The organism is Serratia sp. 22264 (genome assembly GCF_052045345.1).
GTDB classification, from domain to species: domain Bacteria; phylum Pseudomonadota; class Gammaproteobacteria; order Enterobacterales; family Enterobacteriaceae; genus Serratia; species Serratia plymuthica.
In genome coordinates this window covers 1-25,827 of the sequence record NZ_JBQEOY010000011.1, presented here as the reverse complement: position 1 = coordinate 25,827, position 25,827 = coordinate 1, and the positions used below count along the sequence as shown (strand labels likewise).

General features: G+C 59.1%; 25 protein-coding genes. 23 read left to right on the top strand and 2 right to left on the bottom strand.

Annotated features, from left to right (window positions below; genetic code table 11):
* Window positions 1–45: 45 nt before the first annotated feature.
* From fhuC to ACTJJ1_RS24345, 4 genes are all read left to right on the top strand, one after another.
* Window positions 46–843 carry a Fe3+-hydroxamate ABC transporter ATP-binding protein FhuC gene (gene fhuC / locus ACTJJ1_RS24360; RefSeq protein ID WP_004947844.1) on the top strand — a complete coding sequence of 266 codons (798 nt, stop codon included), beginning with the start codon at window positions 46–48 and terminating at the stop codon, window positions 841–843.
* On the top strand, window positions 843–1,751 hold the full coding sequence (gene fhuD, locus ACTJJ1_RS24355) for a Fe(3+)-hydroxamate ABC transporter substrate-binding protein FhuD (protein WP_440835659.1): 909 nt from the start codon (window positions 843–845) through the stop codon (window positions 1,749–1,751). The genes fhuC and fhuD overlap by 1 nt, the downstream gene beginning before the upstream one ends.
* On the top strand, window positions 1,748–3,736 hold the full coding sequence (gene fhuB / locus ACTJJ1_RS24350; protein ID WP_440835657.1) for a Fe(3+)-hydroxamate ABC transporter permease FhuB: 1,989 nt from the start codon (window positions 1,748–1,750) through the stop codon (window positions 3,734–3,736). Before fhuD ends, fhuB begins: the two co-directional genes overlap by 4 nt.
* A 311-nt stretch (window positions 3,737–4,047) precedes the next feature.
* Window positions 4,048–4,200: a Hok/Gef family protein gene (locus ACTJJ1_RS24345; RefSeq protein ID WP_013814445.1), complete on the top strand. Its 153-nt coding sequence runs from the start codon at window positions 4,048–4,050 to the stop codon at window positions 4,198–4,200.
* Between the two features lie 124 nt (window positions 4,201–4,324).
* Here the strand turns inward: ACTJJ1_RS24345 and metK are convergent, their stop codons facing one another.
* On the bottom strand, window positions 4,325–5,479 hold the full coding sequence (gene metK, locus ACTJJ1_RS24340; RefSeq protein WP_004947833.1) for a methionine adenosyltransferase: 1,155 nt from the start codon (window positions 5,477–5,479) through the stop codon (window positions 4,325–4,327).
* An 826-nt stretch (window positions 5,480–6,305) separates the two neighbouring features.
* Here metK and ACTJJ1_RS24335 point away from each other — a divergent pair.
* The 18 genes from ACTJJ1_RS24335 (at window position 6,306) to ACTJJ1_RS24250 (ending at window position 24,658) form a co-directional block, all read left to right on the top strand.
* Window positions 6,306–6,449 carry a virulence promoting factor gene (locus ACTJJ1_RS24335; protein WP_006327842.1) on the top strand — a complete coding sequence of 48 codons (144 nt, stop codon included), beginning with the start codon at window positions 6,306–6,308 and terminating at the stop codon, window positions 6,447–6,449.
* Window positions 6,442–8,418 (top strand): biosynthetic arginine decarboxylase, encoded by a 1,977-nt coding sequence (gene speA, locus ACTJJ1_RS24330; RefSeq protein WP_004947831.1) that lies wholly within the window; start codon window positions 6,442–6,444, stop codon window positions 8,416–8,418. The genes ACTJJ1_RS24335 and speA overlap by 8 nt, the downstream gene beginning before the upstream one ends.
* A gap of 963 nt (window positions 8,419–9,381) precedes the next feature.
* Window positions 9,382–10,302, top strand: a complete 921-nt coding sequence (gene speB / locus ACTJJ1_RS24325) for an agmatinase (protein WP_004947828.1) — start codon at window positions 9,382–9,384, stop codon at window positions 10,300–10,302.
* Between the two features lie 172 nt (window positions 10,303–10,474).
* Window positions 10,475–11,338, top strand: a complete 864-nt coding sequence (rluF, locus tag ACTJJ1_RS24320) for a 23S rRNA pseudouridine(2604) synthase RluF (protein WP_004947825.1) — start codon at window positions 10,475–10,477, stop codon at window positions 11,336–11,338.
* Between the two features lie 360 nt (window positions 11,339–11,698).
* Window positions 11,699–12,016, top strand: coding sequence for a non-heme iron oxygenase ferredoxin subunit (locus tag ACTJJ1_RS24315; protein ID WP_004947822.1), 318 nt, complete (start codon window positions 11,699–11,701; stop codon window positions 12,014–12,016).
* Window positions 12,017–12,018: 2 nt separating this feature from the next.
* On the top strand, window positions 12,019–12,327 hold the full coding sequence (locus ACTJJ1_RS24310) for a recombinase-like helix-turn-helix domain-containing protein (RefSeq protein WP_004947819.1): 309 nt from the start codon (window positions 12,019–12,021) through the stop codon (window positions 12,325–12,327).
* Window positions 12,328–12,345: 18 nt separating this feature from the next.
* Window positions 12,346–13,389 (top strand): aromatic ring-hydroxylating oxygenase subunit alpha, encoded by a 1,044-nt coding sequence (locus tag ACTJJ1_RS24305; RefSeq protein WP_062792692.1) that lies wholly within the window; start codon window positions 12,346–12,348, stop codon window positions 13,387–13,389.
* Window positions 13,386–14,141, top strand: coding sequence for an SDR family oxidoreductase (locus ACTJJ1_RS24300; RefSeq protein ID WP_440835653.1), 756 nt, complete (start codon window positions 13,386–13,388; stop codon window positions 14,139–14,141). The genes ACTJJ1_RS24305 and ACTJJ1_RS24300 overlap by 4 nt, the downstream gene beginning before the upstream one ends.
* 25 nt (window positions 14,142–14,166) lie before the next feature.
* A complete protein-coding gene (locus tag ACTJJ1_RS24295; RefSeq protein WP_004947809.1) occupies window positions 14,167–14,961 on the top strand; it encodes an IclR family transcriptional regulator in 795 nt (264 codons plus the stop codon).
* A gap of 109 nt (window positions 14,962–15,070) precedes the next feature.
* Complete coding sequence (locus tag ACTJJ1_RS24290; RefSeq protein ID WP_440835651.1) at window positions 15,071–16,012, top strand: VOC family protein; 942 nt, start codon at window positions 15,071–15,073, stop codon at window positions 16,010–16,012.
* Window positions 16,009–17,220, top strand: coding sequence for an NAD(P)/FAD-dependent oxidoreductase (locus ACTJJ1_RS24285; RefSeq protein WP_004947800.1), 1,212 nt, complete (start codon window positions 16,009–16,011; stop codon window positions 17,218–17,220). The genes ACTJJ1_RS24290 and ACTJJ1_RS24285 overlap by 4 nt, the downstream gene beginning before the upstream one ends.
* A gap of 23 nt (window positions 17,221–17,243) precedes the next feature.
* Window positions 17,244–18,506: an MFS transporter gene (locus ACTJJ1_RS24280; RefSeq protein ID WP_440835649.1), complete on the top strand. Its 1,263-nt coding sequence runs from the start codon at window positions 17,244–17,246 to the stop codon at window positions 18,504–18,506.
* Window positions 18,507–18,535: 29 nt separating this feature from the next.
* Window positions 18,536–19,060, top strand: coding sequence for a cupin domain-containing protein (locus ACTJJ1_RS24275; RefSeq protein WP_004947797.1), 525 nt, complete (start codon window positions 18,536–18,538; stop codon window positions 19,058–19,060).
* The gene (locus tag ACTJJ1_RS24270) at window positions 19,060–19,878 is read left to right on the top strand and encodes an alpha/beta fold hydrolase (RefSeq protein WP_004947795.1); all 819 of its coding nucleotides are present in this window, start codon (window positions 19,060–19,062) and stop codon (window positions 19,876–19,878) included. Before ACTJJ1_RS24275 ends, ACTJJ1_RS24270 begins: the two co-directional genes overlap by 1 nt.
* On the top strand, window positions 19,875–20,669 hold the full coding sequence (locus ACTJJ1_RS24265; protein ID WP_122289950.1) for an SDR family oxidoreductase: 795 nt from the start codon (window positions 19,875–19,877) through the stop codon (window positions 20,667–20,669). The genes ACTJJ1_RS24270 and ACTJJ1_RS24265 overlap by 4 nt, the downstream gene beginning before the upstream one ends.
* A gap of 17 nt (window positions 20,670–20,686) precedes the next feature.
* Window positions 20,687–21,481 carry an aspartate dehydrogenase gene (locus ACTJJ1_RS24260; protein ID WP_004947791.1) on the top strand — a complete coding sequence of 265 codons (795 nt, stop codon included), beginning with the start codon at window positions 20,687–20,689 and terminating at the stop codon, window positions 21,479–21,481.
* Between the two features lie 16 nt (window positions 21,482–21,497).
* A complete protein-coding gene (locus ACTJJ1_RS24255) occupies window positions 21,498–22,967 on the top strand; it encodes an aldehyde dehydrogenase (RefSeq protein WP_440835646.1) in 1,470 nt (489 codons plus the stop codon).
* A 50-nt stretch (window positions 22,968–23,017) separates the two neighbouring features.
* Window positions 23,018–24,658, top strand: coding sequence for a thiamine pyrophosphate-binding protein (locus tag ACTJJ1_RS24250; protein WP_440835717.1), 1,641 nt, complete (start codon window positions 23,018–23,020; stop codon window positions 24,656–24,658).
* Window positions 24,659–24,696: 38 nt separating this feature from the next.
* Here the strand turns inward: ACTJJ1_RS24250 and ACTJJ1_RS24245 are convergent, their stop codons facing one another.
* A complete protein-coding gene (locus ACTJJ1_RS24245; RefSeq protein WP_004947785.1) occupies window positions 24,697–25,449 on the bottom strand; it encodes a M48 family metallopeptidase in 753 nt (250 codons plus the stop codon).
* Between the two features lie 238 nt (window positions 25,450–25,687).
* Between ACTJJ1_RS24245 and ACTJJ1_RS24240 the strand changes: the two genes are divergently transcribed.
* On the top strand, window positions 25,688–25,827 hold a 140-nt coding region (locus tag ACTJJ1_RS24240; RefSeq protein WP_440835715.1), incomplete at its 3' end, for a hypothetical protein.

The following is a 25,827-nucleotide window of genomic DNA, read 5'->3' as shown; positions in this document are numbered from 1 at the left end:
GGATAATCGGGGCGGCGGATCGCCGCTCCGAACAGAGTAGGGCCTATGCAGGATAAACACCTCGATCACGACGCCACTTTCGCGTTAGACAACGTCAGCTTTGCCGTTCCCGGCCGTGTGCTGTTGCAACCGCTGTCGCTGACCTTTCCCCAGGGCAAAGTCTGCGGGCTGATCGGTCACAATGGTTCCGGCAAATCCACATTGCTGAAAATTCTTGGCCGCCATCAGAACCCGACCGCCGGCAGCGCGCAACTTAACCGACGCCCGCTGGCGCAATGGGACAGCAAAGCCTTCGCGCGTCAGGTCGCCTATCTGCCCCAGCAACTGCCCGCAGCAGAAGGCATGACGGTACGCGAGCTGGTGGCGATCGGCCGCTATCCGTGGCACGGTGCGCTGGGCCGCTTTGGCGTGAACGACCGCGAACAGGTGGAAGAAGCGATAGCGCTGGTTGGCCTGAAACCCTTCGCCAACCGCCTGGTGGACAGCCTGTCCGGCGGCGAGCGGCAACGTGCCTGGTTGGCGATGATGGTGGCGCAGGACAGCCGCTGCCTGCTGTTGGACGAGCCGACCTCTGCGCTGGACATTGCGCACCAGGTTGAGGTGTTGGCGTTGATTCAACGCCTGAGCCATGAACGTGGCCTGACGGTGATTGCGGTGCTGCACGACATCAACATGGCGGCGCGCTACTGCGACCATCTGGTGGCGTTGCGCGGTGGCGAGATGATTGCGCAAGGTGCCCCGCTGGAACTGATGCAAGGGCCGGTGCTGGAGCAAATTTATGGTATTCCAATGGGCACGCTGGCGCATCCGAGCGGCGGTGCGCCGGTGAGTTTTGTCTACTGATGCTTGCTTCCTCCGATTTTCAACACGATCCCGTACGCCGCCGTCTGCTGACCGCCATGGCGCTGTCGCCGCTGCTGTTCTCTCTACCGGGGAGCGCGACGATGACACCGCCCGATCTTACGCGCATCGTGGCGCTGGAATGGCTACCTATTGAGCTGCTGCTGGCGCTGGGCGTTACGCCGCTGGCGGTGGCGGATATCCATAACTACAACCTGTGGGTGGAAGAGCCGAAAATCCCGGCGTCGGTGGTCGACGTGGGCCAACGCACCGAGCCGAATCTGGAGTTGCTGCAACAATTGCAGCCTTCGCTGATGCTGCTGTCAAAGGGGTATGGGCCAACGCCGCAAAAACTGGCTCCAATAGCGCCGACGATGAGTTTTGGCTTCAATGACGGCAGCGGAAAACCACTGACGGTGGGGCGGAATTCGTTGCAGCAATTGGCGCAGCGGTTGGGGCTTGAGGCACGTGCTGAACAGCATCTGATGCAGTTCGACCGGTTTATTCAGGATGCACGCCAGCGTCTGCATTCTTACACCAGACAACCGCTGTTGTTGTTCTCCTTGCTGGATACGCGGCATGTGCTGATTATCGGCCAGAAAAGCCTGTTCCAGGAGGTGATGGATCAGCTTGGCATCCACAATGCCTGGGAAGGGGAAACCAATTTCTGGGGCACGGCGGTAGTGGGCATTGAACGCCTGATTACGGTGAAAAATGCGCGGGCGATTTATCTCGACCACGGCAATCAGGCGATGATGGAAAAAGTCAGCTCGACGCCGTTGTGGCAGGCTTTGCCCTTTGTGCGTCAGAATCGATTGCGGCAGGTGCCGGCGGTCTGGTTCTACGGTGCGACGCTGTCGGCGATGCGTTTTTGCCATCTGCTGGAGCAGACGCAGGAGAGCTATTCATGAGCGCGCGCATCCGGGTATTGCCGCTGACGCTGATCCTGCTATTGCTGGCGGCGTCGGGCGGCTTGACGATCTACAACCTGTTGCAACAGTTGCCTTGGGCGTTGTGGGCGCAGGCGCTGAGCGCGCCGAATCACGACGATGTGCGTCAGATGCTGTTCCACTACAGCCTGCTGCCGCGGCTGTCGGTCTCCCTGTTGGCCGGTGCCGGTCTGGGGCTGGTCGGCGTGCTGTTCCAGCAGGTGTTGCGCAATCCTTTGGCGGAGCCGGCGACGCTGGGGGTATCCGCCGGTGCGCAGCTCGGGTTGACCATCGCCACCTTGTGGATGCTGCCGGGCGGCGAGATAACCCGGCAACTGGCGGCAATGGCCGGGGCGATCCTGGTCGGCGGGCTGGTGTTCGGCGTGGCCTGGGGCAAACGCATGTCGCCGGTGACGCTGATTCTGGCCGGCCTGGTGTTGGGATTATACTGCGGTGCGGTCAACAGCCTGTTGGCGTTGTTTAATTACGATCAACTGCAGGGGTTGTTCCTGTGGAGCACCGGTGCGTTGAACCAGCAGGACTGGAGCACTGCGCAATTTATCCTGCCGCGCCTGGTGGTGGCCGGGCTATTGGCGGTGCTGCTGCTGCGCCCGTTGACGTTGCTGGGGTTGGACGACGGCGTGGCGCGCAATTTGGGGCTGGGGCTGTCGATGGCGCGTTTTTGCGCGCTGGCGGTGGCGATTATCTTCAGTGCGATGCTGGTGAATGCCGTGGGTGTCATCGGCTTTATCGGGCTGTTTGCACCGCTGATGGCGAAGATGCTGGGCGCGCGCCGGCTGGCGCACCGCATGATCTTGGCGCCGCTGCTGGGCGCTTTGCTGCTGTGGCTGACCGATCAGGTGATGATTTGGCTGACGCAGGTTTGGCGTGAGATCCCGACCGGGGCGGCGACCGCGTTGTTTGGCGCTCCGCTGTTGCTGTGGCTGTTGCCGCGCCTGCGTAGCGCCGCCACGCCGCCGCCTATGAACCTGGGCGACAAGGTACCGGCAGAACGTGGCCATCTGTTGGCCTGGGTGATGCTGGCAGGCGTTGTGTTAGTGGCCGGCATTGCCGTGGCGCTGATGTTCGGGCAGAACGCCGCTGGCTGGCACTGGAGCTACGGCGCAGAACTGGAGTCATTGATGCCGTGGCGTTGGCCGCGCGTGTTGTCCGCGTTGGCGGCGGGGATGATGCTGGCGGTGGCCGGCACCTTAATCCAGAAGTTGACCGGCAACCCGATGTCCAGCCCGGAAGTGCTGGGGATCAGCTCCGGCGCGGCCTTTGGCGTGGTGGTGATGTTGTTCATCGTACCGGGCGATGCCTTCGGTTGGCTGCTGCCTGCAGGCAGCCTGGGGGCGGCGGCGACGTTGCTGGTGATTATGGTCGCCGCCGGTCGCGGCGGTTTTTCTACCGAACGTATGCTGTTGGCCGGCATCGCGCTCAGCACGGCGTTTACCACCACCATTTTCCTGTTGCTGGCCAGCGGCGATCCGCGCATGGGCGGGCTGCTGACCTGGATTTCCGGCTCTACCTATTCGGTGACGTCGGAGCAGGCGATCCGTACCGCAGTCATTGCGGCAACGCTGATAGTGCTGGCGCCGCTGTGCCGCCGTTGGCTGACCATTCTGCCGCTGGGCAGCGCGACCGCCCGCTCGGTGGGCATTGCGCTGACGCTGGTGCGGGTGGCGATTCTCCTGCTGGCCGCCACGCTGACCGCCATGGCGACCTTGACCGTGGGGCCGCTGAGCTTTATCGGCCTGATGGCGCCGCATATGGCGCGTATGCTGGGCTTCCGCCGCGCATTACCGCAGATGGTGATTGCCGCGCTGTTGGGTGGCCTGCTGATGGTATTCGCCGACTGGTGCGGCCGGATGGTGATGTTCCCGTATCAAATCCCCGCCGGGCTGCTGGCGACCTTTATCGGCGCGCCGTATTTCGTTTACCTGCTGCGCAAACAAACTTCGTAGCCGTCATCGCGCAACGCCCGTTTCTGCCATCAAAGGCTCAGCATTGCTGGGCCTTTTTTCTGCTTTCAGGCTGTTGCAAGGCGTTGCGTATCAATGCGCAGAAACGGAATTCAGAACGGAAAAAGGCGGTGGAACTGAGGCGGAGATCAATATACTGCGTGCGGGTGCTCAGGATCTTTCGTCCTGAGCCTGAGCAAGGGACAGAAAGAGAAAAGCCCCGAGTCGATATTTATCAACCCGAGGCCAACTCTAACGCCAGACAACGTTAGGTTAGCTTCTTACCCGCCGTGAGGCAAGGAGAAGGAGGCATGATGCCGGACAAACGGAGTGTAGTAAAACTGGTCGTTATTTGTGCCACGGTAATATCATTGGTATGGATAACACGCAGCAAGATTTGTGAGTTGCGTATCAGATCGGGCAACACGGAGGTTGCGGCCATTTTGGCTTACGAATCCAAACGGTAAGGCCACTCAACGGCGGGGGCTTTGCTCCCGCCCATAGGCTGTTTGCGTGTTGATCCATGAGCACCTACCCGAAAAACAAAAACGGCAAGCCAGGGGCTTGCCGTTTTTACCAGGATGCGCAGGCTTATTTCAGGCCGGCGGCATCGCGCAGCAATTCTGCCTTGTCGGTCGCTTCCCAAGGGAAGTGCTCGCGACCGAAGTGGCCGTAGGCTGCGGTTTCGCGGTAGATCGGTTGCAGCAGGTCCATCATCTGGATCAGGCCGTATGGGCGCAGATCGAAGAACTCGCGCACCAGCAGGGTCAACTGTTCGGTAGGCACTTTCTCGGTACCGAAGGTTTCCACCATGATGGAGGTTGGCTCCGCCACGCCGATGGCGTAGGAAACCTGGATCTCGCAGCGGTCGGCCAGGCCGGCAGCAACGATGTTTTTCGCCACGTAGCGCGCCGCGTATGCCGCTGAGCGGTCAACTTTGGACGGATCCTTACCGGAGAATGCACCGCCGCCGTGACGGGCCATGCCACCGTAGGTATCCACGATGATTTTACGCCCGGTCAGGCCGCAGTCGCCCATTGGGCCACCGATAACGAAACGGCCTGTTGGGTTGATGTGGTATTTGGTGCTCGCGCTCAGCCATTCGGTAGGCAGAACCGGCTTGATGATCTCTTCCATCACCGCTTCTTGCAGGTCTTTCAGAGAGATATCTTCGGAATGCTGAGTGGACAACACCACTGCGTCGATGCCGACGATTTTGCCGTCGTCATACTGGAAAGTGACCTGGCTTTTTGCGTCCGGACGCAACCACGGCAGGGTACCGTTTTTACGGACTTCGGCCTGGCGTTGTACCAGACGGTGCGCGTAAGTCACCGGCGCAGGCATCAGCACTTCGGTTTCGTTGGTGGCATAGCCAAACATCAGGCCCTGGTCGCCGGCACCCTGTTCCAGCGGATCGGTACGGTCAACGCCCTGATTGATATCCGGGGATTGCTTGCCGATAGCGCTCAGCACGGCACAGGAGTTGGCGTCAAAACCCATATCCGAATGAACATAACCGATTTCACGTACGGTTTTACGGGTGATTTCTTCGATATCTACCCAAGCGCTGGTGGTGATTTCGCCACCGACCAGCACCATGCCGGTTTTCACGTAGGTTTCGCAAGCTACGCGCGCCTTCGGATCCTGTTCCAGGATGGCGTCGAGAACGGCATCGGAGATCTGGTCGGCAATTTTATCGGGATGCCCTTCGGATACGGACTCGGACGTGAATAGGTGTTTAGCCATTGTATTCTTTACCTTGCATAAGACGGGTTAGAAATTACTGCACAGCGCTGGAGATCCGGCATCGAAGCGAAGGGTCTTCCGCTGATGGCGCGAGATACATCCTGCAACGCCCCTCAGGCAAAGCCGTTAAGCAGTTTCTTAGTTATGCCCGTCGTCTTTCAAGCTGTCGCGTTGTTCCCTGCACTCGCTCACCTGGCGGCAACTTGAAATTCATAGGGCACAAATCAGTATAGATGGATTAACATCTGGACGTCTATTTTAGGTCAGGCTTTAGCCGGATTGCCAGTATTTTTTTGCCGTTTCGCTCTTTTGTGTAAAGCCCTCGGCGCCATTTTCATCGCTTGAAACAGTTTCCGGCGAATTTTCATTTTGCATTTTCCCCAGGTTATCGGTATAAACTGCGCGCGCGGCTCATTTGGTGCACAGTGCGGAGCAAAAGTGGCAAGCTCCCGCTCATGGCCTTAATGGTCAGCCGCAGACGCTGACAGTTGGCGTCGCCGCTTCATAGAACGGTCACGTTCTTACACTATTAATAGAGGCTCAGTCGTTCATTCCGGGCGACGTGCGTGGAGGTGGTTGGATTAATGATCCGTTGTCTACCGGTTGTTGGTTCTCAACAGCAGTGCCGTTCTGGCGCACATTCTTCTGCTATTTCCCGTCTTGTCTCTACTCCACCTTCCAGGTGTGATAAACACTTGGGCGCTACTCAGGATTCTCGGGCCGGTTAACGGTCGTCTGAAGAACTGAACAAGGGTAGCCTGCAGCCTTCCTGTGGGATGTTTCTTGACCCGATTCACGAGGTTTGAACAGGGTGTCTTACAATTATATGAGTGATAAACCGATCGCTGACCGCGAACGGCAGTTTTATTCGCTGCCGCAAGGGCGGTTTGTTGGGTTGTTCTCGCGGGTTGTAGCTGCGATAGTGGCTGACTGTATCGTCAGTACGGGATGTGAGGCGAGTAATGTCTGATGATCTGTTGATTCACCGTCCGCCAGCCGCGGGCGAACCTATATCTTTACGCTCCATGCAGGAGGTTGCCATGAATGACCGTGATGCCAGCAAGATGCTGCGCACTTATAACGTCGCCTACTGGGGCAACAATTATTATGACGTCAATGAACTGGGCCACATCAGTGTGTGCCCGGATCCGGACGTCCCTCAGGCGCGTGTCGATCTGGCTGAACTGGTGAAAGAGCGTCGCAAAGACGGCCAGCGTCTGCCGGCGCTGTTCTGCTTCCCGCAGATCCTTCAGCACCGCCTGCGTTCGATTAACGCGGCGTTCAAACGCGCGCGCGAGTCATTCGGCTATGAAGGCGGCTATTTCCTGGTTTACCCGATCAAGGTAAACCAGCACCGCCGCGTGATCGAATCCTTGGTCAATTCCGGCGAACCCTTGGGGCTGGAAGCCGGCTCCAAAGCCGAACTGATGGCGGTGCTGGCGCATGCCGGCATGACCCGTTCGGTCATTGTCTGTAACGGTTATAAAGACCGCGAATATATTCGTTTGGCGCTGATCGGCGAAAAACTGGGACACAAAGTGTACCTGGTGATCGAGAAGATGTCCGAGATCAACATGGTGCTGGAAGAAGCCGAGCGCCTGAACGTGGTACCGCGTCTGGGCGTGCGTGCGCGTCTGGCGTCTCAGGGCTCCGGCAAATGGCAGTCGAGCGGCGGCGAGAAGTCCAAGTTCGGCCTGGCGGCCATTCAGGTCCTGAAACTGGTGGAAACCCTGCGCGAAGCGGGCCGCCTCGACAGCCTGCAATTGCTGCATTTCCATCTGGGTTCGCAACTGGCCAATATTCGCGACATCGCCACCGGCGTGCGTGAATCGGCGCGTTTCTACGTTGAGTTGCACAAGCTGGGCGTTAATATCCAGTGCTTCGACGTGGGCGGCGGTCTGGGCGTAGATTATGAAGGTACCCGTTCGCAGTCCGACTGTTCGGTGAACTACGGCCTGAACGAATACGCCAACAACGTGATTTGGGGTATCGGCGACGCCTGTAATGAGCACGGCCTGCCGCACCCGACGGTGATCACCGAATCCGGCCGCGCGGTCACCGCTCACCATACGGTGCTGGTGTCCAACGTGATCGGCGTTGAACGCAACGAGTTCAGCGATCCTTTGCCGCCGGCGGAAGATGCGCCGCGTGCGCTGGAAAGCATGTGGGAAACCTGGCAGGAAATGAACGAGCCGGAGAACCGCCGCTCGTTGCGCGAATGGCTGCACGACAGCCAAATGGACCTGCACGACGTTCACACCCAGTACGCTCACGGCATGCTGGATCTGACCAAGCGCGCCTGGGCCGAGCAGCTGTATCTGAATATCTGCAACAAGATCCAGCAGCAGCTTGATCCAAGCAACCGTGCGCACCGTCCGATCATCGACGAACTGCAAGAGCGTATGGCGGACAAGTTCTACGTCAACTTCTCGCTGTTCCAGTCCATGCCGGACGCCTGGGGTATCGATCAGCTGTTCCCGGTGCTGCCGCTGGAAGGGCTGGATAAGCCGCCGGAAGGCCGCGCGGTGCTGCTGGACATCACCTGTGACTCCGACGGTACTATCGATCACTACATCGACGGCGACGGCGTGGCGACCACCATGCCAATGCCGCCGTACGATCCGGAAAACCCGCCGGCGCTGGGCTTCTTTATGGTGGGTGCCTACCAGGAAATCCTCGGCAACATGCACAACCTGTTCGGTGATACCGCCTCGGTTGACGTGTTCGTCTTCCCGGACGGTACGGTAGAAACCGAGTTGTCCGACGAAGGCGACACCGTTGCCGACATGCTGGAATACGTGCAGCTCGATCCGATCGCACTGCTGGCCAAATTCCGCGATCAGGTGAAAGAAACCGATCTGGACGATGAATTGCAGGCGCAGTTCGTAGAAGAGTTCGAAGCCGGTTTGTATGGTTATACTTATTTAGAAGATGAATAAGTAAGGCCGATCTGAAAGGCTGGGCATTTTAAGGATGTCCGGCTTTTTTTAATGGTTTCCCCCCGCGATATGCCCGATGCCACCGAACGGTTATCACAAATTTGTTAACTCTCCGTGAGGATTCGGACAGGGTTTTCTCTGTAGGTTGTCACTATACTGCGAGGCACATCCTCGATCTTCATAGCCAGAATCTGCATTTCCACCAGAAATAGTGAGTATTTCCTTTGTTGTCAGCTCTCTCATAACGCTTATTTCCTTTCAAGACGTTGATGAAGATAATCCACTGTGATCATAGATACAGGGACATAGATGAGGATGATTTCCAAGGTAATATCATTCAGTGAATCAATTTGAGAACAAAGATAGCCCAGCGGAATACTTAATAGAAAAGTAATAACCTCTAGTGTTACATAAAGTTTTTTATTTTTAATAGTCCGCTTTTGACGTGTTGGCATGATATTAAACATTGGGTTTATTTATCTCTATGTTATCTTTGTATGTAAGTTATAATTGTTGCGTGCACTATTAACTTTTCTCATTTAAATATATTTTAAAAATTAGTTTCTCCCTGTTTTTAATATTACAGCCACTAATTCGATGTGTTGTTAATAGAGTGACTTGAGTTAATTAATTTATATATTTCCACCTTTAGATAAAGGGATGGAAATCACAAAAATAATCATCGGGAGATTAATGGGTGTCAGCTGCCAGGCTCGTGAAGGGGGTAACGGTCACATAGCTGAAGGATGTGGGGTCTATACTTGCTAACGACGAGCAGCCAGGAAGACGATGCGCGGGCTTGAAGCGCGAACCAAATACGGCGATAATCTGCCGCATCAGCAGTACCGAAACAGACATCGTATCAATCCCTTTCTCGTCGGGCTAACGACGCGGGAGGGATTTTTTTTTGCCAACGCCTGGTGATTTTACCGCAGGCGAAACGTTAAAATATGAGGGTTTACAATGAGCACGTTAGGCCATCAGTCCGATAATTCCTTAGTGTCCAACGCCTTTGGTTTCCTGCGCTTTCCGCTGAATTTCATGCCTTATGACAGCGATGCAGAGTGGGTCATCACCGGCATTCCATTCGATATGGCAACCTCCGGCCGCGCCGGTGGCCGTCATGGCCCTGCGGCGATCCGTCAGGTTTCCACCAATCTGGCGTGGGAAGGCAACCGCTGGCCGTGGAGCTTTGATCTTCGCGATCGTCTGAACGTGGTTGACTGCGGCGATATCGTGTTCAACTTCGGCGACGCTCAGGACATGAGCGACAAGCTGCAGGCGCACGCGGAGAAATTGCTGAAGGCCGGTAAACGCATGCTTTCATTCGGCGGTGATCACTTCGTCACGCTGCCGCTGCTGCGCGCGCACGCCAAACATTTCGGCAAACTGGCGCTGGTGCATTTTGACGCGCACACCGACACCTACGCCAACGGCAGTAAATACGACCACGGTACCATGTTCTTCCATGCGCCGAACGAAGGCCTGATTGATCCGAACCGCTCGGTGCAGATCGGTATTCGTACCGAGTTCGATCACGACAACGGTTTCACCGTGTTGGATGCCGCACAGGTTAACGATCGCAGCGTGGACGACCTGCTGACGCAGATCAAACAGATCGTCGGCGATATGCCGGTGTACCTGACCTTCGACATCGATTGCCTGGATCCGGCCTTCGCGCCGGGCACCGGCACCCCAGTGATCGGCGGCCTGACCTCCGATCGCGCGTTGAAACTGGTACGCGGCATGCAGTCGCTGAACATCGTCGGCATGGACGTGGTAGAAGTGGCGCCAGCCTATGACCAATCCGAAATCACCGCGCTGGCCGCGGCGACTCTGGGCCTGGAAATGCTGTATCTGCAAGCGGCCAAGAAACACGCCTAAACGATACCCGTCGTCTTTCAGGCAGCAGCTCGAAAGACGACGGGCATAGCGGGCGGTGAGGACAGGGCGGAAAATAAAGCCCGAAACGCCCATGTCGCCACTCGTTACTGCACAATGAAAATGCCTGTATCTGTTGCCTTGAATGTCTATAATCCGGGGTTACGGGGGAACCATGCTGAGCAAACCATCCACACGTCTTAACAAATATATCAGCGAGAGCGGTATCTGCTCCCGCCGCGATGCCGATCGTTATATCGAACAAGGCAACGTTTTTATCAATGGCAAGCGCGTTGCGCTTGGCGATCGAGTGTTTCCAGGGGACGTGGTCAAGGTCAATGGACAACTGATTGAACCCCGCAACGAAGACAACCTGATCTTCATTGCGCTCAACAAACCGGTGGGGATTGTCAGCACCACGGAAGAGGGCGAGAAAGACAATATTGTCGATTTCGTAAACCATAGCACCCGCATCTTCCCGATCGGCCGTTTGGATAAGGATTCGCAGGGCCTGATCTTCCTTACCAACCACGGCGATCTGGTCAACAAGATCCTGCGCGCAGGCAACGATCACGAGAAAGAATATCGGGTTACGGTCAACAAACCGGTGACCGACGATTTTATCCGTGGCCTGGGGGCCGGCGTGCCGATGCTGGGCACGGTGACTAAAAAGTGCAAGGTAAAGAAAGAAGCGCCTTTTGTCTTTCGCATCGTGCTGGTCCAGGGGCTTAACCGCCAGATCCGCCGCATGTGCGAGCATTTTGGCTATGAGGTTACCAAGCTGGAACGCACTCGCATTATGAATGTCAGCATGGCCGGGCTGCCGCCGGGTGAATGGCGCGATTTAACGGATGACGAACTGGTTGAACTGTTCAAATCGATTGAGGGTTCCTCCTCAGAAGCCAAGCCGGCGAAGAAGGCCAAACCTGCGGTGAAAAAACCGGCCGGCAGTGCGCCGAAAAGCACCGAGAAACCCGCTGGCAATGCGGCTGCCCGCAAGCGTTTTGCCCAGCCAGGCCGCAAAAAGAAAGGCCGCTGAGTGGTAAAGAATTCCCGTTAGCCACCGCGTCGGGTAGTTTTGAATAGCGACAATGAAACGCCCCCGGTCTTGATGATCGGGGGCGTTTTGCTTTAGGTCACCCGCTCTCGCCAACAAAAACGACAGAACCCCATTAACGACTTCTAATATATAAACTCACTATAAAACGCATGCCTGATATCGGTTTTTCATATCGGTGCATTTTTTCGTGATCCCTCCCACACTTGTTACGATCAAACAACCTTTCATTAACATTTGCCGCCTTGCTCCCTTGACGAAAGTTTCGCCAGACTTATAGTGAGTGTATTAAATAAGAAACTGAGTTTCATATATGAAACAATCAGATAGAGGATAGAAGCAATGAGCTGGAAGAACGTGTGTGAAGTGTCTCAGGTGAAAGAAGATTTTCCTTTCTCCGCCAACGTGGAAGGGAAAGAAGTCGGGGTGTATCTGATCGACGGCAACTATTACGCGCTGGAAGACGTTTGCCCACATGCTTATGCCTTGCTCAGCCAAGGGTTTGTCGATGACGGCAAGATCGAGTGTCCGTTGCACGAAGCGCTGTTCGATGTCCGTACCGGTCAGTGTCTGCGTGAGCCAGGCGGCCGTGATCTGCAAACCTATCCCACCCGGGTGATAGACAATCAAATCCAAATCACCTTTATTGCGGAGGAGTAATCATGCAGCACATCACCGATTTCAATCCCTGGCTGCCGGACACCCAACAGGTGATCCCGGCGCGTGAAGGCGGCAACGGCCAGATCCACCAACCTGGCCAATTCCAAAACGTCATCTGGCAGAACCGCAGCCGGGTACCGGACGGTTTCGAGACCGCGCTGGTCGCGGCGTTGGAAGACATCTTCGAGCAGGGTGCGGAAGAGCTTGAGCAGATCGTCAGCGCGCTGAACCAGCGCCGCCTGTTTGATCGCAACGGCCAGCCGTGGAATGAGGCGGCGTTCCGTGAATTCCTTCACGTTAACGGTTACTGAGCAGCCCGGGAGAAGGCAATGACAGCAAACACAACATCCTCCGCACAGACTTTGCAGAACTATCTCGATCAGGGGCTGCGCGGCATGTGGTACCCGGTGCTGGCCAGTTGGGAAGTGGGCAATAATCCGGTAGGCATTACGCGTCTTGAGCAGCAGATCGTGGTGTGGCGCGACGGTGAAGGCGCGATCCACGCGCTGGAAGATCGTTGCCCGCATCGCGGCGCGCGGCTTTCGATGGGTTGGAATTTGGGCGATCGCATCGCCTGCTGGTATCACGGCGTGGAAGTCGGTGGCGACGGTACGGTCAAAGACGTGCCTGCGGTCGATCGCTGCCCGCTGGTGGGGCAGAAATGCCTGCGTTCTTATCCGGCCAAAGAGGCTTACGGCGCCGTGTTCCTTTATTTCGGCATCACCGCCGACGAGGCACCTCCGGAGCTGACTTTCCCGCAGGAATTGGCGGACGAGGCGGCTTACAGCAACTTCCTGTGTACCGCCAGTTGGGACTGCAACTATCAATACGCCTTGGAAAACGTCATGGATCCCATGCACGGCACCTACCTGCATTCCTCTTCGCATTCGATGGCGGAAGGGGATCGCAAGGCGGACATGGCGCTGGAACCGACCGATACCGGGTTCATCTTCAAGAAGAACGGCCAGATCGGCGTTAACTTTGACTGGGTAGAGTTCGGCAGCAGCGGTGCCTACTGGATGCGGCTGTCGATCCCATACAAAAAACGCTTTGGGCCGGGCGGCCACTTCTGGATCATCGGCATGGTGGTGCCGGAAGATAAAGATCATTGCCGGGTATTCTTCTGGCGTATCCGCAAGGTCAAAGACTGGCAGCGCGACATCTGGCGCTTTATGTACCGCAACCGCCTGGAAGCGCTGCATTGGGACGTACTGGAACAAGATCGCATCGTGCTGGAGAACATGGCACCAAACGCGCGTGGCCGTGAATATTTGTATCAGCATGACGTTGGCCTTTCCCGCCTGCGCCGCATGATGCAGAAAGAAGCGCAAAAACAGCTGGCGATGCTCGCCGAACAGGAGGCCGCGCAGTGAACGGCCTGCTGGCGGGAAAACGCATTGTGGTGACCGGCGCGGCGCGCGGTCTGGGCCGTAGCTTCGCCGGGGCCATCGCCCAGGCGGGCGGTCGGGTGGTGATGTGCGATATTCTGGCGGATGAACTGGCGGACAGCGCCGCCGGCCTGCGTGAGCAGGGAGCCGAAGTGGAAACGCAGGTTATCGATCTGGCGTCGTCGGTCTCGATCACCGCCGCGTTCAGCGCCATTGCCGAAGGCGGTACGATCGACGGGCTGGTGAACAACGCGGCGCTGGCAACCGGCGTCGGCGGTAAAACCATGATGGAATACGATATTGATCTGTGGGATCGGGTCATGCAGGTTAACGTGCGCGGCACCTGGTTGGTGAGCCAGGCCGCGGTGCCGCTGCTGGCGCAAAACCCGCATGCCAAGATCGTCAACGTGGCTTCGGATACCGCGCTGTGGGGCGCACCGCGCTTGATGGCCTATGTGGCCAGCAAAGGGGCGATTATCTCGATGACCCGCTCGATGGCGCGTGAACTGGGCCCGCAGGGGATTTGCGTTAACGCCATCGCACCGGGCCTGACGCGGGTGGAAGCTACCGAATATGTGCCCGCCGAGCGCCACCAGCTGTACGAACAGGGCCGGGCGCTGGCCGGGGCGCAACATCCTGACGACGTGAACGGCACGGTGCTTTATCTGCTGTCGCCGCTGGCGAATTTCGTGACCGGTCAGCTGTTGCCGGTCAACGGCGGCTTTGTTTTTAACTAATCTACATTTTAGCCAGGAGCAGCACATGGCAGACGATCAAGCGTGTAAGTATCTGATCCCGGGGCTGGATCGCGGGTTGCAGCTGCTGCTGGCGTTTGGCGAGCAGCACAAGGAAATGACCTTTGCAGAATTACATCGCCTGGTCGATATGCCGAAGGCGACCGCCTACCGCGTGGTGCAAACGCTGGAACATCTGGGTTTTCTGGAGCGTAACCCGCGCACCAACACCTTTGCACTGGGTATCAAGGTGCTGCGGCTCGGTTTTGAATATATCGCCTCGCTGGACGTGGCGCAGGCCGGCCAACCGGTGATCGAACAGCTGCGCGACCGCAGCCAATGCAGCAGTCACCTGGCGATCCGCGATGAGCGCGATGTTATCTACATCGCCCGCGTCAGCGCCGCCGGTTCGCAAATCAATCAGGTCAGCGTCGGCACTCGCCTGCCGGTCCACCAGACTTCGCTCGGCCGCATGCTGTTGACCAGCGCCACCCGCGAAGAGTTCGAACTGTTGTACCCGCAAGAACAATTGCCGGGCAGCGGGCCGGGTACCCCGGCGGATCGTGAAACCTTGTGGCAAATGGTTCAGCAGGACAAAGCGCGCGGCTATGTGATCGGCGAATCGTTTTTCCGCCACGGCATTTCTTCGATCGTCTATCCGATCTTCAACCGCGAGCAGCGGGTTGAGGCCGTGGTCAGCATTATGGTGCCGTTCGATGAGATCCCGAAAGCGGATCGCGAACGGCTGCGCAAGGAAGTGCGGGATGCCGCAGAGAAAATCTCCGGCTTCCTGGGCGCACCGCCGCAGGCAAACGTCGGTTAACTGACGACACCGACTCTTTTACTCAGGCAGGGATAAGGTCCACAGCCATCAGGGGCCGGGGTTCGATCATGCCTGAAAAACGCATTCAGCGAGAACGTGAGGCACAATAATGAGCGTAATCGGAATCGAAAAACTGGAATTTGGCGTCGAAGATTTGCCAACTTGCGAAAAGTTCATGCAGGACTTCGGCCTGCAGGCGGCGCAGCAACATTGGGGGGAACGCCAGCGCGAATTCACTACCCTGAGCGGTGCGCGCGTGGTGCTGCATCCGTTGCAAAGCGAGGCATTGCCGGCGGCATTTGAGGGCGGGTCCACCCTGCGCCGCATGACCTGGGGCGTCGGCAGCCCAAGCGAATTGGCGGCCCTGGCGCCGTTGCTGGCGCAGATGCCGGGTTTCCGCCAGGTGGGGGAAGAGCTGGAGTGCCGCGATCCGAACGGCATGACGCTGCGCTTTAGCGTCAGCCAACAACGTGATGTCGAGTTGCCGGTATCGCCGATCAACCAATGGGGCGACGTGCGCCGCATCGATCAGCCCAGCCCGGTATATGCGCAGGCGCAGCCGATCAACATCGGCCACGTGGTGTTCTTCGTCGAGGATCTTGCCGCCACCGAAAAATTTTACCGTGAAGCGCTGGGTTTTCAGGTGTCGGATCGTTATATCGACCGCGCGGTGTTCCTGCGGACCCAGGCGCGCGGCGGCCATCACAATCTGTTCCTGCTGAAACTGCCTAATCGCCCACGCGGGCTCAATCATGTGGCCTTTACCGTACGCGACATCCACGAGGTGATCGGCGGCGGCATCGCCATGAACAAAGAGAAGTGGAGCACGTTCATCGGCCCTGGCCGCCACCCGATTTCCTCGGCCTATTTCTGGTACGTCAACAGCCCGACCGGCGGCGCATTCGAGTACTACACCAACGACGATTATCTGACCGAAAACTGGCAACCGCGCGAATTGGAGCACTCACTGGTGTCGTTCACCGAGTGGGCGGTGGAAGGCGGTATCGACCACGACACGCGTCGCCAGCAGAAAAAAGCGGAGGGGCTATGAGCCAGCCAGTGCAGGCGGGCATCGTGATTATCGGCGGCGGGCAGGCCGGCGGTTGGGCGGCGAAAACGCTGCGCGATCGGGGTTACGCGGGCCGGCTGACGGTGATCAGCGACGAACCCTATGATTTTTACGAGCGTCCGCCGCTTTCCAAGGCGGCGTTGCTGGACGGTAATGCGCCGCTCAGCAGGCTATTCAGCGAACAGGTGGTCGCGGGGTTGAACATCGACTGGTGTCGCCCGTTGCGTGCCGAAGCCATTGATGGGCAGCAGCAAATCGTCACGCTCAGCGACGGGCGGCAGTTGCAGTTTGATCAACTGTTGATCGCCACCGGCGGCCGGCCACGCCTGCCGGACGTCCGTTGGGCCAGCCATCCGCGGGTGATGACGCTGCGCTCCTGGGACGATGCGGCAAAACTGCGCCAGGCGTTGCAAGGGTGTCGCCAGTTGGCGATCGTCGGCGGCGGCTGGATTGGGCTGGAGATCGCCGCTTCCGCCCGGCGGCTCGGTGCCGAGGTGACGGTGTTTGAGCGCCAGCCCGCGTTATGCATGCGCAGCGTAGGCGCGGATGTTTCACAGGCGTTGCTTGAGCTGCATCAGCAGCAGGGCGTAACGGTACGCTGCGGCTGCGGCGAGATCTCGCTGGAAGATCGCGGCGGCGCTGCGTGGATCGGCAGTGAAAGCAGCGATCCTCAGGCTTTCGATCTGGTGGTCGTGGGCATCGGCGTCGAGCTTAACCTCGAGTTGGCGCACAGTGCCGGGCTGAAGGTCGACGCCGGTATCGTGATCGACGGCCAGGGGCGCACCAGCCACCCGGCCATCTTCGCCGCCGGCGATGTGGCGCGCCACCCGACGCTTGGCCTGTGCCTGCAGTCCTGGGCCTACGCGCAGAACCAGGCGATCAGCACCGCTTGCGCGATGCTGGATGCCTTTGCCGCCCCTTACAACGACGTGGCCTGGCTGTGGTCGGATCAATACGACACCAATATTCAGATCCTCGGCGTGCCGATCGGCGGGGTGCATCACGTGGTGCGCCGCACGCCGCAGTCGCAGGTGTTCTTTACGCTCAACGCCGACCGGCAACTGGTGCAGATGGTGGCGTTTAACGACGCGCGCACCATCAAGCTGGGTAAACGCTGGCTGGCCGGCGGGCGGGTGCTGGAGCCGCAGCAGTTGGCGGACGCGGAATTTTCTCTGATGGCGTTGAAATAACGCCCGAACCTCGGGAGCGTTTTATGACTACGCAAGACATTGACGCCCGCGCTGGACGGGTGGGGGATACCGTTGCCGAAAATCCACAGCAACGGGTGCGCTGGTCGGTGCCGATCGCGCTGTTCGCCTGCGTGCTGCTGGCGTTTTTCGACAAGATCAGCATTGCGGCGCTGTTTTCCGACAGCGAGTTCCAACAGGCGCTGGGCATCAGTTTTGATCCGGCGCGGCTTGGCTTGCTGATGAGTGCGTTTTTGTTCTCTTACGGCATATCTTCCATGCTGTTGAGCGGCATTGGCGACCGGCTGAATCCGGTTAAGGTGCTGATCGGCATGATGGTGGTGTGGGGCGTGCTGATGGTGTTGATGGGGTTGTCCCGGTCTTATCACACCATGATGACGCTGCGCATCCTGCTCGGCATCGCGGAAGGGCCGCTGTTGCCGATGGCATACGCCATTATCCGCCAGGCTTTCCCGCAGCGGTTGCAGGCACGCGCCACCATGTTATGGCTGCTTGGCACGCCGCTGGGGGCCGCACTCGGTTTCCCGGTCACGCTGTATATCCTCAACACCTTCGATTGGCAGACCACCTTCTTCTTTATGGCGTTTCTGACGCTGCCGGTGATGCTGTTGGTGCTGTTTGGCATGCGTCATCTGAACGTGGCGCGCCCGGCAGCCAAAACCGATGAGCAACCTGTGGCGGCGGAGCGTAAACAGCAGCGCCGGGAACTTTTGCGCAATGCGCATTTCTGGATGATCTGCCTGTTTAACATCGCCTTCCTGACCTACCTGTGGGGGATGAACGGCTGGCTGCCCAGCTACCTGATCAAGGGGAAAGGCATCCATCTGGAACATGCCGGTTACCTGTCATCGTTACCGTTTATCGCCATGCTGCTCGGCGAGGTGGTCGGCGCCTGGCTGTCGGACAAGCTGGATCGTCGCGCGTTGGCCTGCTTTGTCTCGCTGTGCGGCGCCGGGCTGGGGTTGGCCGTGGTATTGCATCTGCAGGGTACCTACAGCGTGATTGCCGCGATGGCCTTCAGCACCTTTATGTGGGGCGCCGGCGCGCCGAATATCTTTGCGCTGCTGGCGAAAGCCACCAGCAGCAAGGTCAGCGCCACCGCAGGCGGTATTTTTAACGGATTGGGCAATTTTGCCGGCGCGTTGGCGCCGGTGCTGATGGGGGCGCTGATCGCCGCCAGCGGCAACATGGATAACGGCCTGCTGTTCCTGGTGGTGATGGCCTTCATCGGCTGCATCATCCTGCTGCCGTTGCTGAAAAAATACTGATTTATCTATGGCTACAGAGGAGTGACAACATGTCCCAGGTTGAGAAACAAGTCGGCGTCAAGCCGCAGGATCAATCGATAGAGAATTGGGTGGAATCGCGTATCGCCCGCTTTGAAGGCCGTAAATATGACTGGAATGCGTTGAAGTTCCAGGCCGACTACGACCCGAAATACCGTCGCGCGCAGATGCGTTACATCGGCACCGGTGCTACCGGGGTGGTTAACGACACCAACACCATTCCGGCGGGAAACTTCACCTTCTCCACCATGGTGCTGCCGTCAAAATGCGAAGGGCCGCTGCACCTGCACGACGATGTGGAAGAGGTGTTCTTTATGCTGAAAGGCAGCATCACGCTGATGATCCAGGACGGTGCGGAATACTACGAAACCAAGCTGAAAGAGCGCGATCTGATCTCGGTGCCGGCCGGCGTCTACCGTGGATTGTTCAACCACGGCGAGGAAGAGGCGCTGATGTGCGTGATGCTTGGCACGGCCAAACCGGAAACGCCGACCTACCCGGCCGATCACCCGTTATCCAAAGTGAAGCGTAACTGATGAACGGCCTGGCACAACGTCAGCAGCGGCGCTGCGGGGGGTACTCCCTCAGTTGGCGCGAAGCGGGACAGGGCCGACCGGTGGTGTTGCTGCACGGCATCAGCTCAGGCTCAGCTTCGTGGATCAAGCAGTTTAACGACGCTGGATTGAGCGACGGCCACCGTCTGCTGGCTTGGGACGCTCCCGGATATGGCGGCAGCCTGCCGCTGGCCGCCGCCGAGCCGGACGCTGCCGCCTATGCCGCTGCGCTGGCCGCGCTGGTAGCCGAACTGGGGCTGGAGCAGCCGCTGATTGTTGGCCACTCGCTCGGCGCGTTGATCGCCGGCGCTTATGCCGCAGGCTATCCGGACGGGTTGTGCGGGCTGGTGTTGGCGGACCCCGCACAGGGCTATGCCACGGCGCCGGAGGAAAAACGCCGGCAGGTTTACAGCCAGCGCAAACAGATGATTGAAACGTTGGGGCCGCTGGGCTACGGCGAACAGCGGGCGGCTGCGCTGCTGAGTGACGAGGCGTCGGCTCAGGATATCGCCTGGGTGCGCAATGGCATGCAGCAACTCGATCCCGAGGGTTTCCTCAGCGCCGCCTGGATGCTGGCCAACGAGGATATCGACCGTTATTTGGCGCGCTATCGCGGCCCGCTGGAAGTGTGGTGCGGTGATAAAGACCGCATCACGCCCCCCGAGGCGGCCGCGAGGCTGGCGCAACAGCATGACGCGCCGCTGCGCCTGATTGACGGCGCGGGGCATGCCAGCTATCTCGAGGCGCCGGCGCTGTTTAACCGCTATCTGCAGGATTTTACGGGAGCAATTCAACCATGAATTTTCAGCTTGAGGATCGGGTCGCGGTCGTTACCGGCGGCTCGTCGGGCATTGGCTTCGAAACCCTGCGTCTGCTGCTGGCGGAAGGGGCCAAGGTGGCGTTTTGCGGCCGCAATGCGGACAAACTGGCCGGCGCCGAAGCCAGCCTGCGCAATGAATTCCCACAGGCGCAAGTGCTGGCGCTGTGCTGCGACGTGCTCGATGAGCAGCAGGTGGCGCAGTTCGCCGAACGGGTGACCGCGCACTTCGGCGGCGTTGATCTGTTGATCAATAACGCCGGCCAGGGATTCGTCGCCCATTTTGACCAAACGCCGCGCGCCGCCTGGTTGCATGAGGCGGAGCTGAAGCTGTTCGGCGTGATTAACCCGGTGCAGGCGTTTCTACCGGCTCTGGAGCGCTCGGACATTGCCTCAATCACCTGCGTGAATTCGCTGCTGGCGCTGCAGCCGGAAGAACACATGATCGCCACCTCGGCGGCGCGCGCCGCGCTGTTAAACCTGACGCTGACGCTGTCGAAAGAGCTGGTGGCGAAGGGCATTCGCGTTAATTCGATTCTGCTGGGCATGGTCGAATCCGGCCAGTGGCGGCGGCGTTTCGAGGAGCGCAGCGACAAGGATCAAAGCTGGGAGCAATGGACGGCGGCGATCGCCGAACGGCGCGGCATTCCGATGAAACGCCTCGGTAAGCCGCAGGAACCGGCGCGGGCGTTACTGTTCCTTGCCTCGCCGTTAGCGTCCTTTACCACAGGTGCGGCGCTCGACGTCTCCGGCGGATTTAACCGCCATCTGTAATGGCTGGGAGCTGAAAAATGAAGAACATCATGATGATTGGCTACGGCGCGATGGCGAAGGAAGTGCTTTCCCGCCTGCCGGAGGGCGTCTGCGTCGGCTGGATTGTGGCGCGCGCGGCCCATCATGCGGCTATCAATAGCGCTTTCGACGGCAAAGTGCAGGCCTTGACGCACCCGGATCACTGTACCGGGCAGCCGGATCTGGTGCTGGAGTGCGCCAGCCAGCAGGCGGTGGCAGAGTTTGGCGAGGCGGTGGTGAAACGCGGCTGGTCGTTGGCGGTGATCTCTACCGGTGCGTTGGCGGATGCGGCGCTGCAACTCAGGTTGCAGCAGGCCGGGCGGCAATATCAGGGGCGGGTGATCGTGCTGTCCGGTGCGGTGGCGGGCATGGACGGGTTGGCGTCGGCGCGCGAGGGCGGGCTGGACAGCGTCACCTACCAGGCCAGTAAAAGCCCCGCCAGTTGGCGCGGCAGCCTGGCAGAAAAACTGATCGACCTCGATACGGTCAGCGAGGCGCGGGTGTTCTTTGAAGGGTCGGCACGTGAAGCGGCGCGGCTGTTTCCGGCTAACGCCAACGTGGCGGCGACCATCGCGCTGAACGGGCTGGGCATGGATGCTACGCGGGTGCGATTGCAGGTCGATCCGCATACCCGGCGCAATACTCACCGGCTGCAGGTGTGCGGCAGCTTCGGTGAGTTCCATATAGAGCTGAGCGGCAACCCGCTGGCGAGCAATCCCAAGACATCAACCCTGGCGGCGCTGAGCGCGGTACAAGCCTGTCGCCGTCTGATCGACGGTGGCTTTATTGCCTGAACGGCAGGAGCGGAGTATGGAAAAGTTAAAGATTTTTGTGGCCGGGCGCTGGTGCGAAGGCCGGGGCGATGAAATGGCCTCGGTATTCCCGGCCGACGGCAGCATCAATGCGCGGCTTAATGCCGCCAGCGTTGAGGATGTGAATGAGGCGGTGGAAGCGGCGGAGCGCGCCTGGCGCGCCCCCGAGTGGCGCGGGTTGGTGCCGCACCAGCGCGCCTCGATCCTCTATCGCGTCAGCAACCTGATACTGGCGCAGCAGGAACAGCTGGCGCAGTTGCAAACCCGCGACAACGGCAAGCCGTTGGCGGAAACCCGTGGTCTGGTGGCCAGCGCGGCAGCCACTGCCCGCTATTTCGCCGCCGCCTGCGAAGTGCTGGAGGGCGAGCTGCCCACCCAGCGCAGCGCCGAAGTGATGACCCTGAGCCAGTATCAGCCGATGGGCGTTATCGCCGGCATCACGCCGTGGAACTCGCCTATTGCCAGTGAAATGCAAAAGGTGGCCCCGGCGCTGGCCGCAGGCAATGCGGTGATCCTCAAGCCGGCCGAAGCCACGCCGCTGATGGCGCTAAAACTGGCGGAGCTGTTCGAACAGGCGGGGCTGCCTGCCGGGCTGCTCAGCGTGCTGCCGGGCAAAGGCTCGGTGATTGGCGAAGCGTTGGCGCGTCATCCGTTGGTGAAAAAGATTTCCTTTACCGGCGGCACCAGTACCGGTCGCCATCTGGCGCATATTGCCGCTGAAAAACTGATCCCCACCTCGCTGGAACTGGGCGGCAAGTCGCCGACCATCGTGTTGGAAGACGCCGATCTGGAACAGGCGGCGCGTGGGATCTGCTACGGCATTTTCAGCTCTGCCGGCCAGGCGTGCATCGCCGGTTCGCGGCTGTTTGTACAGCGTTCGCTGTACCAGCCTCTGCTGGCGCGCCTGAGTGAACTGGCGGCGGGATTGCGGGTGGGCAACCCGCTGACGCCGGGGGTGCATCTTGGTCCGCTGATTAACGACAAACATCGCCAGAGCGTGGCGGACTATGTGGCGCTGGCGCAGCAAGAGGGCGGGCGGGTCGTGATTGGCGGCGAGGCACCGGCCGATCCGCTGCTGGCGGGCGGCAGCTATTACCTGCCGACGATTATCGAAGGGTTGAGCAACAGCGCCCGCGCTTGCCAGGAAGAGATCTTTGGCCCGGTGCTGGTGGCGCTGCCGTTCGACGACGAACGGCAATTGATCGAACAGGCCAATGACTCGGTGTACGGCTTGGCGGCCGGGATCTGGAGCCGTGATTTCCCACGGGCAATGGCGCTGGCGGAGCAATTGGAAACCGGCACGGTATGGATCAATACCTACAAAACATTTTCTATTTCTACGCCTTTCGGCGGTTTCAAAGAGAGCGGTCTGGGCCGCGAAAAGGGTCTGCACGGCATCAAAGCCTACATGCAGCAGAAAAGCTTGTACCTGGCGCTGAGCCATCAGGTGAACCGCTGGAGCGATTAGCTTTGGTCGACGGTGCGTACCCCTACAACGAACACATGAGAAGGCAGATGATGAGCGATAAAATAACGGTTGGTGAAGCGATAGCCCGGACGCTGGAGCAATACGAGGTGTCGGCGATGTACGGCATCATTTCGATCCACAATCTGCCGATTGCCGATGCGGTGGGGCAGCGCGGAAAAATCCGCTTCGTACCGGCACGCGGTGAAGCGGGGGCGGTCACCATGGCCGATGCTCACGGGCGTTTTTCCGGCCTGGGCGTGGCGCTGACCAGCACCGGCGCAGGGGCTGGCAATGCGGTCGGTGCGATGATCGAGGCGTTAAATGCCAACACGCCGCTGCTGCACATTACCGGCCAGGTGGAAAAAGCCTGGCTGGACGCCGATGCCGGGTTTATTCATGAAACCCGCGATCAGCTCGGTTTCCTGCGCGCCTGTTCCAAGCGCGCCTACCGGGTTAATTCCCCGGAGCAGGCGGTGGCGGTGATCCAGCGGGCGATCCTGGATGCGCAGACCCTGCCTTGCGGCCCGGTGGCGGTAGAGATTCCGATCGATATTCAAAGCAGCCTGGTATCCCGCTCGGTGCTGAGCCGGCCGTTAGCGCCCGCGCCGCTGCCGCCGGCGGATGATGAGGCGGTAGAACGTCTGTATCAGCGGGTGAAAAGCGCCAAACGGCCGCTGTTGTGGCTGGGGGGCGGGGCGCTTGCCTGCGGCGATGCGGTGCGCAAGCTGGCCGACGCTGGGGTGGCGGTGATCTCCAGCACCCACGGACGCGGCATTCTGCCGGACAGCCATCCGCGCAGCCTGCGTGCTTTCCATAATTCGCCGAGCATTGAGGCGATCCTGACGCAGTGCGATCTGACGCTGGTGGCCGGTTCGCGCCTGCGCAGCAACGAAACCCGCACCTGGACGTTGCCGCTGCCGCGCCCGTTGGTGCAGATTGATATCGATCCGGCGGCGGGCAACCGCAACTATCTGGCCGATGAGCAAATCAACGGCGACTGCGCCGCATTGCTTAACGCGCTGGCCGCCCGGTTGAATCTGGCGGAGAAGGTAAATGCCGACTGGGATGCCGAGATCGCCTCTGCGGTGCGTCAGGCGGAAAGCGCGCTGCGCGAGCAGTCGGGAGAATACGCCAAATTGAACGACGCCATTGCCGCCGCGTTACCGCAGGATGGGCTGCTGGTGCGCGATATCACCGTGTCCGGCAGCGTATGGGGCAGCCGTTTGTTCCGTGCGATTTCGCCGCTTTGCAATATTCACTCGTTGGCCGGGGCGATCGGCATGGGCCTGCCGATGGCGATCGGCACCGCGATCGCTAACCCGCAGCGCAAGGTGGTTGGGCTGGTGGGCGACGGCGGGCTGGCGCTGGGGCTGGGAGAACTGGCGACGATGGCGCAGGAGCAGGCCAATATCACGCTGCTTATCATGAACGACGGCGGGTATGGCGTGATGCGCGGCATCCAGGATAAATACTTTGCCGGCCGCCAGTATTACAACGAGCTGCATACCCCGGCGTTTACGCTGGTCGCCGAGGCGATGGGGTTGAAGGCCTGGAAGGTGGACAGTGCGGCGCAGTTCAAGGGCGTGCTGGCGGAAGCGATTAACTATCCGGGGCCGTCGGTGGTGGAGGTGGATATGAACAGTATCGGGCCGCTGACCTTCGCCGGGCCGCCGCAGAAATCATTGTATTAATAGATAAAAAATGCCCGGCGGACGCCGGGCGTTGAGGTTTACTTGCCTGCCGCGATGCGGTCGCGAATATGCTGCGCACGTTCTTCGGAGGCCGGGTGATCGTCGAACATGCTGCTTTGACGACCGGCTTCCATTTTCGCCAGTTTTTCAAAGCTGGTGACCAGGCCGTTAGGATCGATACCGCGTTTTTTCAGCAGATCGAACGAATAATCGTCCGCTTCGCTTTCCTGTTTCTGCGAGAACTGGGCGTTAACCAGTTTTTCGCCCACATCCGCCAGTTGCGATTGCGACAGCGAACCTATTATGCCGCCGGTTGAGGATGCCGCAGTGCGCAGCGCCACGGTGCCGTAAGCGACCTGCATCGCCTTGCGGGTATGGCCGAGCGCCACGTGGCCCATTTCATGGCCCAGCACGCCTTCCACTTCGTTGTCGGTCATCATGTCCATCAGCCCGCTGTAAACGCGGATACAGCCGTTGGCCATCGCCCAGGCGTTCACGTCTTTGGTGACGTAAACCTTGTAGTTGGCCGGCGTGCCGTTGATATTATCTCCCAGCGCCGCCGCGATTTTGTTCAGACGTTTGGCGTAGGTGCTGTCGGCAGGCGCGATTTGTGCCTTGCTGTCCATCTCTGCGCAGGATTTAACACTCAGGGTTTTTACGTCGTCATTGCTCAGCGTTGCCGCCTGAAACGCCTGCGCCCCAGACTGCATCAGCGTATCGGTATTCAGGTTTTGACAGCCGCTTACCAAAGTGGCAATGCTTAATGCAATCAAAGAGGTACGAATCTTCATAAGGCCATCTTCCTGTAATGGTAACAAGGGGGAATGCGATTGTAGTTTAGGGGAAATCTTGTCGCATGAGACTAGTGTACGTCAGCAATCGGGAGAATAGTGTTATTCCGAAAAAACGGCCGATCGTGCTAATAAGTTGTGAACTCGCTCTCATTTGGCATTAGGGATTGCCGTTTTAATGCTGAGTCTGAGAAAATAGAAAACTTGACTGATTTTTTAATCCGACCTGGAGTAAAACATGTCCTCTCGTAAAGAGCTTGCCAACGCCATCCGCGCACTCAGCATGGACGCCGTACAAAAAGCAAATTCCGGCCATCCGGGCGCACCTATGGGCATGGCGGACATCGCCGAAGTCCTGTGGCGCGACTACATGAACCA

Excerpts from the sequence above, each read along its gene's own strand:
- fhuC (WP_004947844.1), top strand. The coding sequence starts at position 46 with ATGCAGGATAAACACCTCGATCACGACGCCACTTTCGCGTTAGACAAC.
- fhuD (WP_440835659.1), top strand. The coding sequence starts at position 843 with ATGCTTGCTTCCTCCGATTTTCAACACGATCCCGTACGCCGCCGTCTG.
- fhuB (WP_440835657.1), top strand. The coding sequence starts at position 1,748 with ATGAGCGCGCGCATCCGGGTATTGCCGCTGACGCTGATCCTGCTATTG.
- ACTJJ1_RS24345 (WP_013814445.1), top strand. The coding sequence starts at position 4,048 with ATGCCGGACAAACGGAGTGTAGTAAAACTGGTCGTTATTTGTGCCACG.
- metK (WP_004947833.1), bottom strand. The coding sequence starts at position 5,479 with ATGGCTAAACACCTATTCACGTCCGAGTCCGTATCCGAAGGGCATCCC.
- ACTJJ1_RS24335 (WP_006327842.1), top strand. The coding sequence starts at position 6,306 with ATGAGTGATAAACCGATCGCTGACCGCGAACGGCAGTTTTATTCGCTG.
- speA (WP_004947831.1), top strand. The coding sequence starts at position 6,442 with ATGTCTGATGATCTGTTGATTCACCGTCCGCCAGCCGCGGGCGAACCT.
- speB (WP_004947828.1), top strand. The coding sequence starts at position 9,382 with ATGAGCACGTTAGGCCATCAGTCCGATAATTCCTTAGTGTCCAACGCC.
- rluF (WP_004947825.1), top strand. The coding sequence starts at position 10,475 with ATGCTGAGCAAACCATCCACACGTCTTAACAAATATATCAGCGAGAGC.
- ACTJJ1_RS24315 (WP_004947822.1), top strand. The coding sequence starts at position 11,699 with ATGAGCTGGAAGAACGTGTGTGAAGTGTCTCAGGTGAAAGAAGATTTT.
- ACTJJ1_RS24310 (WP_004947819.1), top strand. The coding sequence starts at position 12,019 with ATGCAGCACATCACCGATTTCAATCCCTGGCTGCCGGACACCCAACAG.
- ACTJJ1_RS24305 (WP_062792692.1), top strand. The coding sequence starts at position 12,346 with ATGACAGCAAACACAACATCCTCCGCACAGACTTTGCAGAACTATCTC.
- ACTJJ1_RS24295 (WP_004947809.1), top strand. The coding sequence starts at position 14,167 with ATGGCAGACGATCAAGCGTGTAAGTATCTGATCCCGGGGCTGGATCGC.
- ACTJJ1_RS24290 (WP_440835651.1), top strand. The coding sequence starts at position 15,071 with ATGAGCGTAATCGGAATCGAAAAACTGGAATTTGGCGTCGAAGATTTG.
- ACTJJ1_RS24285 (WP_004947800.1), top strand. The coding sequence starts at position 16,009 with ATGAGCCAGCCAGTGCAGGCGGGCATCGTGATTATCGGCGGCGGGCAG.
- ACTJJ1_RS24280 (WP_440835649.1), top strand. The coding sequence starts at position 17,244 with ATGACTACGCAAGACATTGACGCCCGCGCTGGACGGGTGGGGGATACC.
- ACTJJ1_RS24275 (WP_004947797.1), top strand. The coding sequence starts at position 18,536 with ATGTCCCAGGTTGAGAAACAAGTCGGCGTCAAGCCGCAGGATCAATCG.
- ACTJJ1_RS24270 (WP_004947795.1), top strand. The coding sequence starts at position 19,060 with ATGAACGGCCTGGCACAACGTCAGCAGCGGCGCTGCGGGGGGTACTCC.
- ACTJJ1_RS24265 (WP_122289950.1), top strand. The coding sequence starts at position 19,875 with ATGAATTTTCAGCTTGAGGATCGGGTCGCGGTCGTTACCGGCGGCTCG.
- ACTJJ1_RS24260 (WP_004947791.1), top strand. The coding sequence starts at position 20,687 with ATGAAGAACATCATGATGATTGGCTACGGCGCGATGGCGAAGGAAGTG.
- ACTJJ1_RS24255 (WP_440835646.1), top strand. The coding sequence starts at position 21,498 with ATGGAAAAGTTAAAGATTTTTGTGGCCGGGCGCTGGTGCGAAGGCCGG.
- ACTJJ1_RS24250 (WP_440835717.1), top strand. The coding sequence starts at position 23,018 with ATGAGCGATAAAATAACGGTTGGTGAAGCGATAGCCCGGACGCTGGAG.
- ACTJJ1_RS24245 (WP_004947785.1), bottom strand. The coding sequence starts at position 25,449 with ATGAAGATTCGTACCTCTTTGATTGCATTAAGCATTGCCACTTTGGTA.